Here is a 14,089-nt window from a genome sequence, read left to right as displayed (position 1 = left end):
CATGGCGGGTGCGGAGATGCCGAGGGTGTTCCCCAGCGCCAGTGCCACGCCCATGTCCCAACCGATGACCGCGCCGGGGATGACGCGCATCTGCCCGCCAAGGCGCTGCGCCAGGTCCCAGACCTGCCAGCCCTCGAGCGTCAGCGGATGGTTCAGCCGCGCGGGGCAGTCGGGACAGGTCGTGCCGCAGGCTGCGCAGTAGCCTTCGCCCCCGCCGAAGGACCAGTCGGCAAGGGCGCAGAGACGTTTTTTTCCGCGTCCAGCAGGAGGGCCTTGGCGATGTAAGAAGTCTGGAACGCCTCGAAGGCAGGCCAGATGTCGAGGAGCGCGTCGATGGCCTCGGGGCTCGGCTCGATGGGATTGCCGTCTGCGTCGCCGATCCCCTCCCATTCGAGGATCGCACGCCGGGCCAGCGCCCTGGCCATGGCGAGTGCCGCTTCCTCGGTCGCGGCCCCCTCGGGCAGATCGGCAATCGCGGGATCGCCGCGCGCCGAGACCATCAACGCGGTGGTCAGCGGGCGGAGCCGGACACGCACTCCGGGGATGAGGTCGCACCACTGCGGCGCGTTCGTAAGGTCGAGGGTCAGCATGGGCAGTCCTTTCTTTGCGCAGGAAACGGGTCGGCAGCAACAGGCCCCCAGCCTATCGCGGAGGCAGTCATCCAGAGAGGAGCCTCTTCATGCAGTTCATTGCCATCCCGACTGATCAGGTTCGCGCGCTGCAAACCGGCGGGCGCGATGCCTTCATGCAACTGCCGGAGCGGCGGGTGTCTGACGGGGTAGGCGTACCCTGTCGGCATTGTTTGAAGATCGTGCCCGCAGGGCAGTCTTATCTGATACTGTCGCACCGGCCTTTTGCGGGACAGCATCCCTATGCCGAGCAAGGACCGATCTTCCTTTGTGCCGAGCCTTGCGCGAATGGGTCGATCACTGACGAACTGCCGGCTTTCCTTCTGTCTGATAACTATATTGTTCGGGGTTATGGGCCGGATGAGCGTATCGTTTATGGAACCGGCCGCGTGACCCCGCGCCCCCAATTAATGGCGTACTGCGCGGAGATTCTGGCGCGCGACGAAATCGCCTTCGCCCATATCCGCTCGGCCACGAACAACTGCTATCTTGTCAGGGTTGAACGTGCGAATTCAAGTCAGCTGTAGTTTTCCCGATGGTTCACCAGCGTCACCGTGCACATCCGCCCCAGCGTCGGATCGACCGCCGCCTGCCAGTCGAAGGTGGCCTGGATGCCCTGCGGCCCCGGCACCTCGACGCGCGGGCGCGGCAGATAGACGGCGTGGATGGTGAAGTTCAGGCTCTCGCCCGAAGGCAACGTCCAGCCGAGTTCGATCTCGCAGGCGTCCCCGGCGATGGCCTGGTTCGCCAGCACCTGGTCGGCGAAGCGCACCTCCATCCGACCGGTGAGCGCGGCCATGCCGGGGTCGGCCCCGTCGATCCGTCCATCGGCGCGGATGGTTTCGATCCGGTCGAGGTTGTTGGTATAGATCACCTCGGCGGTGACGAGGTTGCCCAGTGCCGCGCCATTGCGCGTGACCGTGCCGTTGAAATGGCCGAAGCGCAGGAGGTCGAGCGCAGCTGGCGTACCCGCCCCGGTGGTCGCGGCCAGCGCCTCGCCCTGTGCGACCAGCCGGGCAGTGGCAGTCAAGAGCCCCGCGCGCTGCATCTGGAACGAGATCTGGTCGACGACGCAGCCCGCGTACATCGCGAACCGCGGCACCTCTGGCATGGCGACCTCGATGGCCATCGAGGGCAGCACCCATCCGCCTGAGCTGAACTCGTGGCTGTAGGGCCCCGGCGCGGTGCCGGTGGTGGTGGGCGCCCCGAACGCCCCCTTCAGCCAGAAGCCGAAGGCCTCCGCGTCGAGCGGCACAACGACATCGCCGTCAGCCGTCACCGCGTCCTTGATCGGGGCCAGCGGATCGCGGCCGTACCCCAGCAGTTCCGAGTTCAACAGCGGCTGCTCCGCCCCCAGCGAGGTGCTGGCGAAGGGCATGCGGGTGAAGCCGCTCACGGGCGGCGTTCCATATGTCGTCTCGAACGCAAGCGCCATCTGCGCCCGCGCCCCATGGGCTCGTGCCATCGTGTTCTCCTGTGGTGAAGGGGGTCAGGCCAACGCGTCGGCGGTGGTGTAATGGAGGATCACCGGGATCACGGCGGCCTTCAGGTTGGCCGCGCCCTCGACCGGCAGATCGACAGGGCGCGGCGCTTCCGCCTCGACCCAGTCGCAAAGCCCGCCCAGCGTGCGGTCGGCGGCAAGCGCCGATGCGATGCTGGCGATCAGCGTGTCGAATGCGGCGTCACGGTCGGCGCCCTGCACGACCGCTTCGATTTCGGCGCGGTGCTGGTAGTGATACCGCAGGGGCGACAACGTCACCTCCGGCTCCCCCGGCTCGCCGTCGCGCAGGATCAGGAAGCCAGCGGCGGGCGCGCGCTCGGGCAGGACCTCACCGCGCAGGGCGGTCGCTGGCAGCGCCGAGAGCCGCGCCTGCAGCGCGGCGAGGATGGTTTCGCGGGGGGTGGGCATTTAGGTAGCCGTTTAACTTCCTATCTTGACGCCGCAGTTGATCTCACATTAGGTAGTCACATGACTACCCATCAGGCACACCTTCACCAGGTATTCGGCGCGCTTTCGGACCCGACGCGGCTTGCCGTAGTCGAACAGCTCGTCCAAGGACCGGCGTCGGTCTCCCAGCTGTCACGACCATTTAGCATGGCCCGTCCCACCTTCCTGAAACACCTTCAGGTATTGGAAAATGCCGGCATGGTGACATCCCAAAAGGCTGGGCGCGTTCGCACCTTCAGCCTGTCTCCCGACGCACTGGATTGGGTCGAGGCATGGGTGCGTCAGCATCGCCGTCGTTGGGAACGCCGGCTGAACGACCTAGGCACAATTCTTGACGAGGAGAACAATCGATGACCAACGCGGGGCAATGGCACGAGACATTCACTATTGATCGGATTTATCCCAATTGCCTCGACCACGTCTGGGCTTGCTGGGCGGTTCCCGACAAAAAGCGTGCTTGGTTTGGCGATGGCCTGCGCCAAATGGACTTTCGCCCCGGCGGTGTCGAGGCCGGTGGCTTCCAAGACGCCATGGGCGAGCATCAAAACGAAACCCGATACTTCGAGATCAGTGACCGACAACGCATCGTCCTTGCCTATTCGATGGCGTTGAACGGCCGCGTACACACTGTGTCATTGGCCACGATCGCCTTTGCCGAACATGAAGGCGGAACTCGTCTGACTTACACTGAACAGATGTGCGTCATTCCTCCCAGCGACGGTCTCGAAGGGCGCCGACACGGATGGGATGCGTTGCTGACAGGGCTGGAGAATTACTTGTCTGCGGACACAATAGGACACGCTTGAACAAGACGGCAGGGCCAGCAGCGGATCAGGTCGTCTTGCCCTCCACCCAGTTGGCCACGATCAACCCCGGCACCGCTTGGTGCGCCCGTTCGGCATCCCGCGCCAGATCCAGCCGCTTCGGCAGCTTGACTTGCGGCACCAGCAGGAAGATCGGCGCGGTCACGAGGCCCCGGCCGGTCGTTGACCGTGATGCAACAGCGCGGCCCTTCGTGTTCAGCCGCCCCTCGGCCACCAGCAAGCTCGGCCCCCGGCGGCGATAGATGAACCGCAGGCGCAGACCGGTCCGGCGTTCCCATTCGCCGGGGGTGATCCGGCCGCCGCGCAGGGACTTGCCTGCGGCGGACGTGGGGATCGCCAGCCAGAAGCCGTTCTTCGAGCGGATCAACGGGCCGGTGTCGTGCGCGCCGACGATGACCGGGGCGTTGGACCAGACGACGGCGGCCGCGTTGAGGCTGGGCGTGGCCTTGGGGAACTGCTCCGACCGGATGGTGCGGGCCAGCTGTGCCCCGAGGCCCGCGCCGGTGATCTGCAGCCGCCAGGCGGCCTTCAGCCCTGTCCCGGCCTCACGGATCGCGGCCGAGACAGCCCGCTCGCCCGCCGCAACCTCGGCCGCCATCATCGCGACGATGTCGGGATCGATGTCGAGCTTCAGTTTCACGCTGGCCTCAGATCGACGGTCCAGACCAGCCGCTCGCGGTCGCGAACCGGTTCGCCCTGGATGAGGAAGGCCTCGCCGTCGATCTCGATCCGGTCACCGGGGCGCGGGGATGGCACCTCCGCCACGCGCAGGTCGACGCGTGTGGTCTCGGACCAGAGCCGGGCATCGCCGAAGTCGGTGATCGCATCGGCACGCCGGGCGACGATGCGGACCAGGACCGGCGCGCCGCCATCAGAGATGTAGACCGCGTCTCTGCCGATGTTCGGATCGGCGAAGAGTGCCGCAAGCGCGGCGGAGAGGGAGTCCGGCATGTTTCCTCTTTCCTCAGAAAGGAAGTGATACTATGTTTTCCTCAGACAGGAGAACGCCATGACCCTTTCCCATCAGATCGCCCCAAACCCCGAGGCAGGTGCCGTGCTGACCAAGGCCGCGCTGCGGGCGGCAGACCGGCTCGGCCTGTCGGGCCGACAACTGGCCGACATCGTCGGTGTGTCCGAGGCGACCGTCTCGCGCTGGAAACGGGGCGACAGCCTGCTTGAGCCGGGCTCGAAGCCCTTCGAGCTTGCGGCCCTTCTTGTGCGGACCTTCCGCTCGCTCGACGCGATCACCGGGGGCGACGAGGCCGTGGCGCGGCGGTGGCTGGCCGCGCCCAACACGGCGCTCGCGGCGCGGCCTATGGAGCGGATGACGCAGGTGCAGGGACTTGTCGATGTCACGACCTATCTGGACGCAAGACGCGCTCCGCTCTGAGGCGCGGCCCTACGCGGGCCCGGCATGGCGGTTCGTCGAGGCCCAGCATCGGGTCTCGACCCTGAAGCTTGTCGACAGCCTCGCCGAACAGGCGGCCCTCGAGGAGATCCTCGAGGCCACGAAGCCGCCCCTGCCGGAGGACTGCCGGGCGCTCGATTACCTGCTGGCCACGCCTTTCCGCTATCGCCCCTATCCGGCGGGATCGCGGTTTCGCCGGGCGGGACTGACGCCCGGCGTCTGGTACGGGGCCGAGGCACCCGAGACGGCGGCGGCCGAGATGGTCTTCTACCGCTTCCTGTTCTACGCCGAGAGCCCGGAGACGCCCTTTCCCGACGATGCGGCCGAATACACAGCCTTCTCGGCGGAAGTCGCAACGCCCGTGGCGGTCGAACTGACGGCCGGGGCACTTGCCGCCGATCATGCTGTCTGGACCCACCTCACCGACTACGCGGCCTGCCAGGATCTGGCCGAGGAGGCCCGCGCGATCGGTGCCGAGGTGATCCGCTACGCCTCTGTCCGCGATCCTGCCCGGGGTGCGAACCTTGCCGTGCTGACCTGCCGTGCCTTTGCCGCCCCGCAGCCGGTCGAGCGTCAGACTTGGCGCATCCGGATCGGCCCCACCGGCGCGCAGGCCCTGCGCGAGCATCCGCGCCTCGGGATCGAGTTCCCGAAGGACAGCTTCGCCCCGGACCCACGCCTTGCCGGCATGCTCTGGGACCGCCCCCGCGCCCAGTAGGCCCCCGTCACGTCCGCCTGGCCTGTCGCAGCACCTGCGGTCGGGTGCAGATCGGCAGCGGGTTGCTCTCGATCTCGAGCCGCACCCATTCGTCGCGGTCGCGGTCGGGGATCGTGCGGGCATAGAGCGGCTGGCCCAGCGTGTTGACCGTCTCGAAGGTGTCGGCCGGGGCGAAGTAGATCTCGAAGAGGCCCTCGACGCCCTCGGGATAGAAGTAGGCCTTGTCGGTCGGCACGCCGAAGCCGAGGCCGCCCCGGTAGCGGCGGAAGGTGATGCCGCCGAAGCTGACCTCCTCGCCAACGCGCCCGCGCAGATCGGCGGCAGCGGCGGTATTCAGGTAGGTCTCGCGCACCTCCTTGTGGGCCACGAGATCGGCGAAGAAGGCCGAGCCGCATTCGGCGCGCAGCTGGACCTGACCGGCGGCCAGCCCGCCAAGGCTGTCCTCCACGCTTTCGATCAGCGCCTGGCAGCGCTTCCTGAGCGCGCCCGAGGCGGGGCTGGCGTTGTCGAGGTCGAAGTCGACCTCGGTGGCGGGCGTGATGCCGAACTCGGTGAAGTAGTTCACCACCGTCGCCCCGTCCTTCGGATCCTTCACCACGCCCTGGATGCCGTTGAAGAGGTGGAACTCGAAGGTGGCCTCGGCGTCGTTCCTGAGCCGCCCGAGCTTGCGGGCCACCTCGGTTTGCACCTGCTGGGTCGCGGTTTCCGATCCGTGGTCGCGGATGCCCTGGATTTCCGAGGCCCAGAGCACGTCCTGTTTCTTGAACTGGCGCACGACGAAGGCGCGCATCTCGCGGCGTTCCGGCACCTGCTGTTCGTAGGCCGAGCCGCGTTCGAAGAACGGGATCAGCTGCAGCGTGCCGTCCCGGCTCTCGATCACGACGGTGCGCGCACGCACGCCGCGGGGCCCGAAGAGGTTCGCGCCCGAGAGGATCGCGGGCTTGAAGGGGATGTTCTCCAGCGCGCGGGTCAGTTCGATGATCGAGAAGGCATCGCCTTCGAAGATGTCCATGGTCGCCATGGGGATGTCCTTTCGATGAAGAGATCAGCGCAGCAGGATGCCAAGCGCGGCCAGCGCCGCGGTGGCGGCGGCGATCTGAGGTTCCGTCGCGCCCGTGGGCCAGATGAGGTCATTGCGGTTGACGATGGCCGGACCGCGCAGGACCACGACGGCAGCGGCATCGGCGGCCGTCGCGTCAGCGGGGCCCCACAGGATCCCAGCGGCGTTCTGGCTGCCGTTCGACGCAGCGGGGGCAAGCTGGGTGAATTTTCCGCCCGTGGTGATCCTGCCCAGCACCGTGCCGGGGTCGAACTTGCCCGCGCCGGAAGTAAGGGTGACGGTCTCACGGGTATAGTCGCGCGACGCTTCCCAGACGAGGAAGCCGCCCGCGTGTCTGCCTTCGGTCAGCGTGGTCATGGAAGATCATCCTTTCAGCTTGAAGGTGCGGGCGATCACGTCGCCCCAAGGACGGGCGGTGGGTGTGGGCCCGGGTTGCGGGTGATGGGGGCTGATCTGCGCCTCCGCCTCGGCCCTCGTGGCAAGAAGGCTGCTGCGCACCGCATCGAGGCTGGCGTCCTCTTCGAGGAAACGCCCGGCCCTCTGCGGCTGTCCCGCAAGGCGACAGAGGTCTACCACGGCACGGGCATGGGCGATGGCGTCACGCCGAATGGCGGTTGGATCGATGCCTGTCGCCACAGGGTCGGGACTCGGCGGTTTGCCCCGCTCAGGCTTGGGTTCACCTGGGACCGCGGGAGCTTCGTCGCCGATCTCGTCGCCTATGACGTCTTCGGCGGTCTCATTACCGTCCTGATCGCTCTCAGAAGCCGGATCGGCGATGGCTTCTGCCAGCGCGGGCGGCGCGTTGCGGAACCGCGCGATGTCGAAGCTAGCGGCAATCCGCACCGGCTCGATCATGCGGGTGGCAAGCCCCGCCTCGAGGGCCGCTGCCGCATCGAACCAGGTCTCGGCCGCCATGAGCGCCGCGATCTCTTTCTCGGAACGACCCGACCGGGCTGCATAGCCGCGAACCATGGTGCCCGCGATCTTGTCCATGGTCTCGGCCATCTCGCGCATGTCCGCAGCGGTGCCAATGACGAGGCCCGAAGGGCAGTGGATCATCAGAAAGGAGTTCTCGGGCATGACGATCTCATCGCCCGCCATGGCCACATACGAGGCGGCCGAGGCGGCCACGCCATCGATCCAGACGGTGATCGTTCCGTCATGCCGCTGTAGGGCGTTGTAGATGGCCACCGCATCGAAAACCGAGCCGCCGGGGCTGTTCAGCCGCAGGTCGATCGGCACCCCGTCCGGCAGTGCTCCGAGCTCCGCGAGGAAACCCTTGGCGCTGACGCCATAGGCGCCGATCTCGTCATAGATCAGCACTTCCGCGCCCGTGCCCCGGGCGCGGATCGTGTACCAGCTCTTCATCCTGTCACTCCTGTTCGGATTGCGCGGCCGCGCCAGATCCATCGGTTTCCGGGTCGGGTAGCCTTGAAGGTGTTGCCCGCGCGCCTTGCGTCTCGCCGGGGCTGGTCCGGTATCGAAGGCCCAGATCGGCCGACCGCTTGGCATCAGCCGCGTTCTCGCGGTCGACCTCCTCGACGTCGTAGCCGGTGGCCTCGACCACCTTGCGCCGCGAGGTGATGCCCGCCTCCATGGCGAGCACCTGTGCCTGGATATCCTTCAGCGGATCGACCCAGTCCCAGCGCGGTGGGATCCATTGTGCTGCACGGAATCGGCCGGGTGCGGCAGCGAACCTGGGCAGATCGAGCGCGCCCGACAGCGCCGCGGTTTCCATCCAGCGCGCCCAGATCGGACGGCAGAACTGGTGGACAATCACGCCATGCTGTAATTGACCGATGCGGCGCCGAAACTCGACCAGTTCGGCCCGAAGGCTCGAGTAGTTCGCCTGCCGCACATCGCCGGTGACGAGGTGATAGGGCAGACCAAGCGAGGCTGAGACCGCCAGCAACGTGCGATACTGGAACGCCTCGTAGCCCCCGCCCACATCGGCCGGGCTCGAGAACTTCACGTCCTCTCCCGGCAGCAGCACCTGCATGGTGCCGGGCTCGAGGCTGGCAATCGCGGCACCTTCGGTATCGGCCGCGCCTTCACCCATCATCGGCTCTTCCGGCGCGGTCTTGGTGATGAAGCCCGCGAACATCGCCGCGGTCTTCTTCCGGTCGAGTTCCGCATCGTCGTACTGGTCGAGCAGGAACAGCCTCACCATGGCAGGTGCTACATGCGGCAGGCCGCGGATCTGGCCCGCATCGATGGGGCGGTAGATGTGCAGAACATCCTCGGCCGGGACGCGGACAGAATCCGGCACCGCCACCCGCTGGTCCGTGCTGTCGCCCGGATGGCGGCGGCGGAAGTGATAGGCCACCCGCCGCCCGATCCCGTCGAATTCAATCCCGCAGCGGACACGGTTGCCGTTGGCGGCTGTCTCGGTCTTCTCGAAGGGCAGCATCTCGGACTGCAGAAGTTGCAGCTGCAGCGGCACCGTCAGCCCGTCTTCCGAGCGTCGGGGACGCAGCCGGACAAAACACTCGCCCGCGACAAACATTTCGCGCGCGACCATCGCCTGCAGTCCGTAGAAGTCGGTCAGCCCGTCCGCATCGGCCTCGTCCGTCCAGGCAAGCCAGAGCCGCTGCACGCGATCCCGCAGGGCCGTATCCTCGATCAACGAGGACGGCTTGATCCCGTCGCCGACCAGGTTTGCCGCAAAGGCCTCGCACGCGTTTGCGGCATAGCCGTTGGTGACCACCAGTTCACGGGCACGGGCCAGAAGGCGCGGACCGCCGGAGGCCACCAGCGCATTGATGTTCTCGAGCGGTGGATTCCAGCCCTTGAGCCGTCGCCGCGCCATGGCCCCTTCGAGCCGAGCGCGCACGGCTGCAGGGCTGCCGCTCGCCCGGCCGGGAGTGGACCCGCCGCGGAACCTGCCGAACAGCCCCATGCTCAGAGCCCCTTGTCCATGATGACGCGCACCTGCCGCACGATCCTTCGCCCTTCGGCTGAAGCGATTTCGCGATCCAGCGCTTCGAGGGCCCGGTCGATCTCAGCCACGGAGCGGTAATCGACCGTCTTTCCGTCATAACTGACCCGGGCCACGCCCGAGGCACGCTGTGCGGCCAACGCCTCGCGGCGGGCGCGGAGGTCCGTGATTGTCGCCATCTCGACCCGCCTCTATCCTGCCAGTGACCCATCCCGACCAGGCCTGCCATGACCGACCGGATTGCCCGCCTTCGCATCGAACTACTGCATCTCGAGCCCTGCATCTGGCGTGAACTCGAGGTCAGCCTGACCACCAACCTCCGCGCCCTGCACGAAGTCATCCAGGCGGTGATGCCGTGGGAGAACTATCACCTCTATGACTTCCGGGTCGGCGACAGGGTCTATGGCGAACCCGATCCCGAGGACGCGGTGTGGGGCCGCAAGATCTATCAGGCCAAGGGCATGCGCCTCGGCACACTGATCGATCGCGGCGTCACCGAGTTCCTCTACACCTACGATTTCGGTGACGACTGGCAGCACCGCGTCCTTGTCGAACACGTCGGCGCGGCCGATCCCGGCACAGATTATCCGCTGTTCGTCGCGGGCGAGCGCACCGCGCCGCCCGAGGACGTGGGTGGTCCACCCGGCTTCATGGAGTTCGTCGAGGCCATCGCAGACCGCCGCCATCCGCAGCACAAGGACATGGTCCGCTGGTATGGCGGCCCCTTCAACCCGGTGGACTTTGGCGAACCAGAAATCGCGGCGCGCGTCCGCGATCTTGCCACTCGGCGCAAAGTTTCGCTCGAGGCCTTCGCCCGCAGCCGTGCGCTGCGACAGCAATAGTTCCGAAGGTCAGCCCATATAGGTCGAGCGCACCGTCCTACGCCGAGGCCCCTGTGGAGTCCCTGGAATACGCGCTGGCGTTGGTCCGCTCTCGGCCCGAATTGCGACCCGGTCCGGGAACTGCCGTTCCAGATCCTGCCACCGAGCTTCCGGCCAGCGATCCGCGCCCGCGATCCAGGCAGCGGCGCGGGCGTAGACCCGGCAGTCCAGCGCCTCGTTGCGCTCGCGCAGTTTCTGCCATTCGAGCTTGGCGAAGCCCCGCTTAGTGCGAACTGTCACCAGTTGTTCGGCCACGACCTGCTTCAGCCATTCGCTATCCACCCATGTCGGCAGGTGGATCGTGCCAGGCGGGAAGGTCGTGCCCTCGGCGCGTTCCTCGGTCGTCGGTCTCTCCAGCCGCAGGTAGCGATAGGTCTCGGCCTTGAAGGTGGACACCGCCACGGTCCAGAGCCTTGCGCCGCGCCGCAGGCGTTTGCCGCCCTCGGTCGCGTCCACGAAAGTCGGGCCCGAGACCGGGCTCGAGCGGTTGAACCCTTCGACGCCCTTGACTGGCGACACCTGCGCGAACCCCTGCGCTCGCGACCAGGAATAGACCGCCGGAGCTTCGTAACCGGTGTCGATGGCGAGGCGCGCGATCCGAAGATGCGCGCCGTGCTCGTGCGGCCAGCTTCGGTCGAGCAGAGCCGTCAGTTCTGACCAGGCGTCATGCCGGTCGGGCCCGCCCTCGATGACGACGTGATCGACGAGCCAGCTTTCCAGCCCGCGGCCCCAGGCCCAGACATCGACCTCGATCCGGTCCTTCTGGACGTCGGCCCCAGCGGTGAGGAACAGGCCGCCCGCCGGCACCGTGCCGGAGGTCCAGCGCTCGCGCCGGTCGTAGAGCCGCTGCCAGTCGGGCGCTTCGCCGGTCTCGACCCATGTCTCGCCGAGGATCGTGTTGCGGAACGCCTTGATCGTCTCGTCCGACCCTTGGGCCGCCTCCCAGCTACGGGCAATGCGGGACCAGCTCAGCCAGCCGATCGGCGAATAGAGCGCCGAGAGGTGATACCCGACCGTGGTCGGATCGGCGGCCGTGGCGGTCGCGCGCCATTCGCCCCCCTCCAGCATCGCCGTCTTGTGGTGTTCCGCGATCGCCGCGTCGCAGCCCTCGCAGTGATACTCCGCCGTCTCGGGGCGGCCCTTCTGCCAGCGCAGCCGGTCGAACTTCAGCCACTGCATCGCGCCGCAATGCGGGCACGGCACGAAGTACCGCCGCTGGTCGCTGGCCTCGTACTCGCGCTCGATCCGGCTCAGCCCCCGGATCGTGGGCGTCGAGACCAGCAGCACCTTGCGCCGGTGGGCGAAGGTCAGTGACCGCGCTTCCGCCAGCGTGACGGGATCGCCTTCCTCGTCGGCCGAGGCCGGATAGGCGTCGACCTCGTCGAGGAAGATGTACCGCGCCGGGGTCGAGCGCAGCCCGACCGCCGAGTTCGCGCCGGTCATGATCAGGATGCCGCCCGCGAACTCCTTCGAGAGCATCGTGTTGCCCGCGTCACGGGATCGCGCCGGCTTCACCCGCTCCCGCAGCTCGGGGCTCTCGTCGATCAGCGAGTCGATCCGCTGGCGCGAGTTGCGCTTGGCCAGTTCCACCGTCGGCTGGACCGCGAGCATCGGCCCCGGAGCCTGGTGGATGGCGAACCCGATCCAGTTGTTGCCCGCCTCGGTCGCGCCGACCTGCGCGGCTTTCATGAACACGATGCGCTGCGTGGGATCGCCCGGCGACAGCCGGTCCATGATCTCGCGCATGTAAGGTGTGCGCGCCGTCCGATAGCGCCCCGGTTCTGCCGATGCGCGGCCGGACAGCATCCGGTGCCGGTCCGCCCATTCCGACACGGTCAGGTCCGGGTCGGGCCGGATCCCGCGGGACCAGGCGCGGATGAGGGCGCTCGCGCCGTCGAAGTCCGTCAGGTCATCCGGCAAGCCCGGTGCGGACCTCGGCGAGGCTGTCGAGTTGGGCGCGGACATGGGCTTCCAGAACCTTCTGCATCAGCGCCGCCTCCACCTCGCTTTCGTCCCCCAGCGCCGCCGTCAGCTCCGCCGCCATCAGCGCAGCGACGCGCGCGGGCCAGGTGACCCAGGCATCCCGTTCCTCGCGCGCGAGCCGGAACATCAGCGTCTCGGCGCGCGCCCGGTCGATCAGATCCCCCTTCATCCGCTGGAGGCGATAGCGCCGCTCCTGCGCCTTCATCACCTCATTGGCGGTCTTCGCCTGCAGGAAGGTCGTGCCGCCGCCCACGGCCGGAACAGCCAGCCCCTGTTCGCGCAGCGTGTCGCCGACGGCGGCCACGGCAGCCTCGGAGACGGGTTTCAGCTTAGGCGCGGGCGGCTTTCTCGTCTTCGACGGGTCCGTCGTCTCGGCGCGCCGGGCGTCGCTGGCGGCCGCGTTGATGCTGCCGTCCGGATAAAGGACCAGCCGCTCGGCCGTCTTCGCCTTCTGGATCGCGCCCCGCGACAGCCCGACATGGGCGGCGTACTGGCGCTCGCTCATGCCCTGCATCGACGTCTCCGATTATCATTCAATATCATGTGCTTATCGAGTTGATAAGCGTCGCCACCGGAGCGAACGTCCATCCTACAAGGACGATGCAACTCACCACGGAGCCACCACGATGACCCGCCGCGCACAGGACAACACGAAAGCCCTCGACGCCTTCATCGCCGCGAAGACCGAGATCGACGCGATGCTGGAGCGGCTCGCCGCCCTCAGCGCGGACCATTTCGAGACCAGCCCCGACGAGATCAACTGGGGCCATGTCGGCACCCTGAACCACTACCGCGCCAAGCTGTACAAGCTCCCTGCCGCCTGACGCGCCGAACCTCGACAAGCTGATGGCCGCCGTCCCTCCGGGGCGGCGGTCGATCATTCGGCGCTCCGCATCCGGATGGCCTCGAACAGCCTCCGCAGCAGGTAGCCCCGCGCCAGCGAGACGCCGACGAAGGCGAGTCCGATGGTCAGATGCTCTGCAAGCCCCGTCTCGATCCCGAACCACGGGAACACGACGAGCAGAACCGCCCGCTGGCGTTTGTGCGACGCGACAGAATCGAACGCGCGACACGAAAGGCACCGCCGCAGGTGGTGCATGTCCGCTCGACCGACTGCGCCGCGTGGCGGCAAGCTCGGCTGCAGAACCGCTGGCGGTTGCTCGGCGGCGCCGGGAAGTCCTGGCCGCAGTGTCGGCAGGTCTCCCGGTTCCGGTCCGCGGATCGCGTGCGGTGGCCTCTCTCCAGCGCCGGCCCTGCGGCGCAGGCTCGGCACCGCGTCGCGGGGTTGTCGGCGCGCACCTCCTCGACCCCGCCGCACCCAGTGCAGGTCCGCAGACGGGTCGCGCGGTTCCGAGACCTGGCGCGCGGCGCGACGGCGCCCGTGCTCGCCGCAGTGCCGTGCGCGAGGGCCATGCAGGTTCCTGTCGATGGTCGATCGGCATCAGCAGGGTGGACTCCGGCACGGCGGGGTCCACCCGGCGTCCGGCCGGACTCCGGCATCCGCGGGGTATTCACCACGTGTGGCCGATCAGATGTTTGAATTCACGAGGGTTTCGTGGCGTCGCGGCTGGACTGTTGATTTCCACCCAGAACTGAGCCGGGTAGGCGTATAATTTCCACTGAGAATTGAGCCATGTGAACCTTCCCCCAGAGCGGTGAGCGGCGGGGGCAACGGAGTGATCCACATGGGACTTTTGAAC

The 14,089-nt window shown here is 67.5% G+C and carries 21 protein-coding genes; 7 read left to right on the top strand and 14 right to left on the bottom strand.

Features of this window, described 5'->3' with window-relative positions; genetic code table 11:
• Positions 1-90, bottom strand: a 90-nt coding sequence (locus EYB42_RS17865) for a DUF7697 family protein (protein WP_449342968.1), incomplete at its 3' end; no start/stop codon positions are given.
• 62 nt (positions 91-152) lie between these two features.
• Positions 153-590, bottom strand: a complete 438-nt coding sequence (locus EYB42_RS16525; RefSeq protein WP_135451184.1) for a hypothetical protein — start codon at positions 588-590, stop codon at positions 153-155.
• A gap of 89 nt (positions 591-679) precedes the next feature.
• Here EYB42_RS16525 and EYB42_RS16520 point away from each other — a divergent pair, with 89 nt between their 5' ends.
• Positions 680-1,156, top strand: coding sequence for a DUF1203 domain-containing protein (locus EYB42_RS16520; protein WP_135451183.1), 477 nt, complete (start codon positions 680-682; stop codon positions 1,154-1,156).
• On the opposite strand, the gene EYB42_RS16515 is transcribed toward EYB42_RS16520, so the two are convergent.
• Positions 1,147-2,094, bottom strand: coding sequence for a phage tail tube protein (locus EYB42_RS16515; protein ID WP_135451182.1), 948 nt, complete (start codon positions 2,092-2,094; stop codon positions 1,147-1,149). The two genes, EYB42_RS16520 and EYB42_RS16515, sit on opposite strands and share 10 nt — an antisense overlap.
• A gap of 24 nt (positions 2,095-2,118) precedes the next feature.
• Positions 2,119-2,538, bottom strand: a complete 420-nt coding sequence (locus EYB42_RS16510) for an acyl-CoA transferase (RefSeq protein ID WP_135451181.1) — start codon at positions 2,536-2,538, stop codon at positions 2,119-2,121.
• A gap of 60 nt (positions 2,539-2,598) precedes the next feature.
• On the opposite strand from EYB42_RS16510, the gene EYB42_RS16505 reads away from it, so the two are divergent.
• Both EYB42_RS16505 and EYB42_RS16500 read left to right on the top strand, forming a co-directional pair.
• Positions 2,599-2,931, top strand: coding sequence for an ArsR/SmtB family transcription factor (locus EYB42_RS16505; protein ID WP_135451180.1), 333 nt, complete (start codon positions 2,599-2,601; stop codon positions 2,929-2,931).
• Entirely contained in the window at positions 2,928-3,383 is a 456-nt protein-coding gene (locus EYB42_RS16500; RefSeq protein WP_135451179.1) for an SRPBCC domain-containing protein, read from the top strand. Before EYB42_RS16505 ends, EYB42_RS16500 begins: the two co-directional genes overlap by 4 nt.
• A 25-nt stretch (positions 3,384-3,408) precedes the next feature.
• Here the strand turns inward: EYB42_RS16500 and EYB42_RS16495 are convergent, their stop codons facing one another.
• Positions 3,409-4,041: a DUF6441 family protein gene (locus EYB42_RS16495; protein WP_135451178.1), complete on the bottom strand. Its 633-nt coding sequence runs from the start codon at positions 4,039-4,041 to the stop codon at positions 3,409-3,411.
• A complete protein-coding gene (locus tag EYB42_RS16490; protein WP_135451177.1) occupies positions 4,038-4,352 on the bottom strand; it encodes a head-tail joining protein in 315 nt (104 codons plus the stop codon). Before EYB42_RS16490 ends, EYB42_RS16495 begins: the two co-directional genes overlap by 4 nt.
• A gap of 58 nt (positions 4,353-4,410) precedes the next feature.
• Here EYB42_RS16490 and EYB42_RS16485 point away from each other — a divergent pair, with 58 nt between their 5' ends.
• Positions 4,411-4,791, top strand: a complete 381-nt coding sequence (locus EYB42_RS16485; protein WP_135451176.1) for an antitoxin Xre/MbcA/ParS toxin-binding domain-containing protein — start codon at positions 4,411-4,413, stop codon at positions 4,789-4,791.
• Entirely contained in the window at positions 4,751-5,527 is a 777-nt protein-coding gene (locus EYB42_RS16480; protein WP_135451175.1) for an RES family NAD+ phosphorylase, read from the top strand. Before EYB42_RS16485 ends, EYB42_RS16480 begins: the two co-directional genes overlap by 41 nt.
• Positions 5,528-5,534: 7 nt before the next feature.
• Here EYB42_RS16480 and EYB42_RS16475 read toward each other — a convergent pair whose 3' ends face one another.
• From EYB42_RS16475 to EYB42_RS16455, 5 genes are all read right to left on the bottom strand, one after another.
• Positions 5,535-6,548 carry a major capsid protein gene (locus EYB42_RS16475; protein WP_135451174.1) on the bottom strand — a complete coding sequence of 338 codons (1,014 nt, stop codon included), beginning with the start codon at positions 6,546-6,548 and terminating at the stop codon, positions 5,535-5,537.
• Positions 6,549-6,572: 24 nt separating this feature from the next.
• On the bottom strand, positions 6,573-6,944 hold the full coding sequence (locus EYB42_RS16470; RefSeq protein ID WP_135451173.1) for a head decoration protein: 372 nt from the start codon (positions 6,942-6,944) through the stop codon (positions 6,573-6,575).
• A 6-nt stretch (positions 6,945-6,950) separates the two neighbouring features.
• Positions 6,951-7,955: a head maturation protease, ClpP-related gene (locus tag EYB42_RS16465; protein WP_167851055.1), complete on the bottom strand. Its 1,005-nt coding sequence runs from the start codon at positions 7,953-7,955 to the stop codon at positions 6,951-6,953.
• A gap of 4 nt (positions 7,956-7,959) precedes the next feature.
• Entirely contained in the window at positions 7,960-9,396 is a 1,437-nt protein-coding gene (locus EYB42_RS16460; RefSeq protein ID WP_240784234.1) for a phage portal protein, read from the bottom strand.
• Positions 9,397-9,488: 92 nt separating this feature from the next.
• The gene (locus EYB42_RS16455; RefSeq protein ID WP_135451170.1) at positions 9,489-9,704 is read right to left on the bottom strand and encodes a phage head-tail joining protein; all 216 of its coding nucleotides are present in this window, start codon (positions 9,702-9,704) and stop codon (positions 9,489-9,491) included.
• A gap of 48 nt (positions 9,705-9,752) precedes the next feature.
• On the opposite strand from EYB42_RS16455, the gene EYB42_RS16450 reads away from it, so the two are divergent.
• Positions 9,753-10,367, top strand: a complete 615-nt coding sequence (locus EYB42_RS16450) for a plasmid pRiA4b ORF-3 family protein (RefSeq protein ID WP_135451169.1) — start codon at positions 9,753-9,755, stop codon at positions 10,365-10,367.
• Positions 10,368-10,376: 9 nt separating this feature from the next.
• On the opposite strand, the gene EYB42_RS16445 is transcribed toward EYB42_RS16450, so the two are convergent.
• Together EYB42_RS16445 and EYB42_RS16440 are read right to left on the bottom strand one after the other, a co-directional pair.
• Complete coding sequence (locus EYB42_RS16445; protein WP_135451168.1) at positions 10,377-12,371, bottom strand: phage terminase large subunit family protein; 1,995 nt, start codon at positions 12,369-12,371, stop codon at positions 10,377-10,379.
• Positions 12,316-12,903, bottom strand: a complete 588-nt coding sequence (locus tag EYB42_RS16440; protein WP_135451167.1) for a hypothetical protein — start codon at positions 12,901-12,903, stop codon at positions 12,316-12,318. The genes EYB42_RS16445 and EYB42_RS16440 overlap by 56 nt, the downstream gene beginning before the upstream one ends.
• A gap of 112 nt (positions 12,904-13,015) precedes the next feature.
• Between EYB42_RS16440 and EYB42_RS16435 the strand changes: the two genes are divergently transcribed.
• Positions 13,016-13,213, top strand: a complete 198-nt coding sequence (locus EYB42_RS16435; RefSeq protein WP_135451166.1) for a hypothetical protein — start codon at positions 13,016-13,018, stop codon at positions 13,211-13,213.
• Between the two features lie 53 nt (positions 13,214-13,266).
• Here the strand turns inward: EYB42_RS16435 and EYB42_RS17445 are convergent, their stop codons facing one another.
• Positions 13,267-13,404 carry a DUF7220 family protein gene (locus tag EYB42_RS17445; protein ID WP_167851054.1) on the bottom strand — a complete coding sequence of 46 codons (138 nt, stop codon included), beginning with the start codon at positions 13,402-13,404 and terminating at the stop codon, positions 13,267-13,269.
• Between the last annotated feature and the right edge of the window lie 685 nt (positions 13,405-14,089).

Origin of the sequence: Tabrizicola caldifontis (assembly GCF_004762095.1) — a bacterium.
GTDB classification, from domain to species: domain Bacteria; phylum Pseudomonadota; class Alphaproteobacteria; order Rhodobacterales; family Rhodobacteraceae; genus Tabrizicola; species Tabrizicola caldifontis.
Note: the sequence above shows the minus strand (reverse complement) of the source record. Positions and strands in the feature narration are given on the sequence as shown.

What these genes read in the sequence shown, in the direction of transcription:
- EYB42_RS16505 (WP_135451180.1), top strand. Translation starts at nt 2,599, where the DNA reads ATGACTACCCATCAGGCACACCTTCACCAGGTATTCGGCGCGCTTTCG.
- EYB42_RS16450 (WP_135451169.1), top strand. Translation starts at nt 9,753, where the DNA reads ATGACCGACCGGATTGCCCGCCTTCGCATCGAACTACTGCATCTCGAG.
- EYB42_RS16490 (WP_135451177.1), bottom strand. Translation starts at nt 4,352, where the DNA reads ATGCCGGACTCCCTCTCCGCCGCGCTTGCGGCACTCTTCGCCGATCCG.
- EYB42_RS16460 (WP_240784234.1), bottom strand. Translation starts at nt 9,396, where the DNA reads ATGGCGCGGCGACGGCTCAAGGGCTGGAATCCACCGCTCGAGAACATC.
- EYB42_RS16470 (WP_135451173.1), bottom strand. Translation starts at nt 6,944, where the DNA reads ATGACCACGCTGACCGAAGGCAGACACGCGGGCGGCTTCCTCGTCTGG.
- EYB42_RS16510 (WP_135451181.1), bottom strand. Translation starts at nt 2,538, where the DNA reads ATGCCCACCCCCCGCGAAACCATCCTCGCCGCGCTGCAGGCGCGGCTC.
- EYB42_RS16445 (WP_135451168.1), bottom strand. Translation starts at nt 12,371, where the DNA reads ATGTCCGCGCCCAACTCGACAGCCTCGCCGAGGTCCGCACCGGGCTTG.
- EYB42_RS16465 (WP_167851055.1), bottom strand. Translation starts at nt 7,955, where the DNA reads ATGAAGAGCTGGTACACGATCCGCGCCCGGGGCACGGGCGCGGAAGTG.
- EYB42_RS16475 (WP_135451174.1), bottom strand. Translation starts at nt 6,548, where the DNA reads ATGGCGACCATGGACATCTTCGAAGGCGATGCCTTCTCGATCATCGAA.
- EYB42_RS16485 (WP_135451176.1), top strand. Translation starts at nt 4,411, where the DNA reads ATGACCCTTTCCCATCAGATCGCCCCAAACCCCGAGGCAGGTGCCGTG.
- EYB42_RS16435 (WP_135451166.1), top strand. Translation starts at nt 13,016, where the DNA reads ATGACCCGCCGCGCACAGGACAACACGAAAGCCCTCGACGCCTTCATC.
- EYB42_RS16455 (WP_135451170.1), bottom strand. Translation starts at nt 9,704, where the DNA reads ATGGCGACAATCACGGACCTCCGCGCCCGCCGCGAGGCGTTGGCCGCA.
- EYB42_RS16520 (WP_135451183.1), top strand. Translation starts at nt 680, where the DNA reads ATGCAGTTCATTGCCATCCCGACTGATCAGGTTCGCGCGCTGCAAACC.
- EYB42_RS16525 (WP_135451184.1), bottom strand. Translation starts at nt 590, where the DNA reads ATGCTGACCCTCGACCTTACGAACGCGCCGCAGTGGTGCGACCTCATC.
- EYB42_RS16500 (WP_135451179.1), top strand. Translation starts at nt 2,928, where the DNA reads ATGACCAACGCGGGGCAATGGCACGAGACATTCACTATTGATCGGATT.
- EYB42_RS16515 (WP_135451182.1), bottom strand. Translation starts at nt 2,094, where the DNA reads ATGGCACGAGCCCATGGGGCGCGGGCGCAGATGGCGCTTGCGTTCGAG.
- EYB42_RS16440 (WP_135451167.1), bottom strand. Translation starts at nt 12,903, where the DNA reads ATGCAGGGCATGAGCGAGCGCCAGTACGCCGCCCATGTCGGGCTGTCG.
- EYB42_RS16480 (WP_135451175.1), top strand. Translation starts at nt 4,751, where the DNA reads ATGTCACGACCTATCTGGACGCAAGACGCGCTCCGCTCTGAGGCGCGG.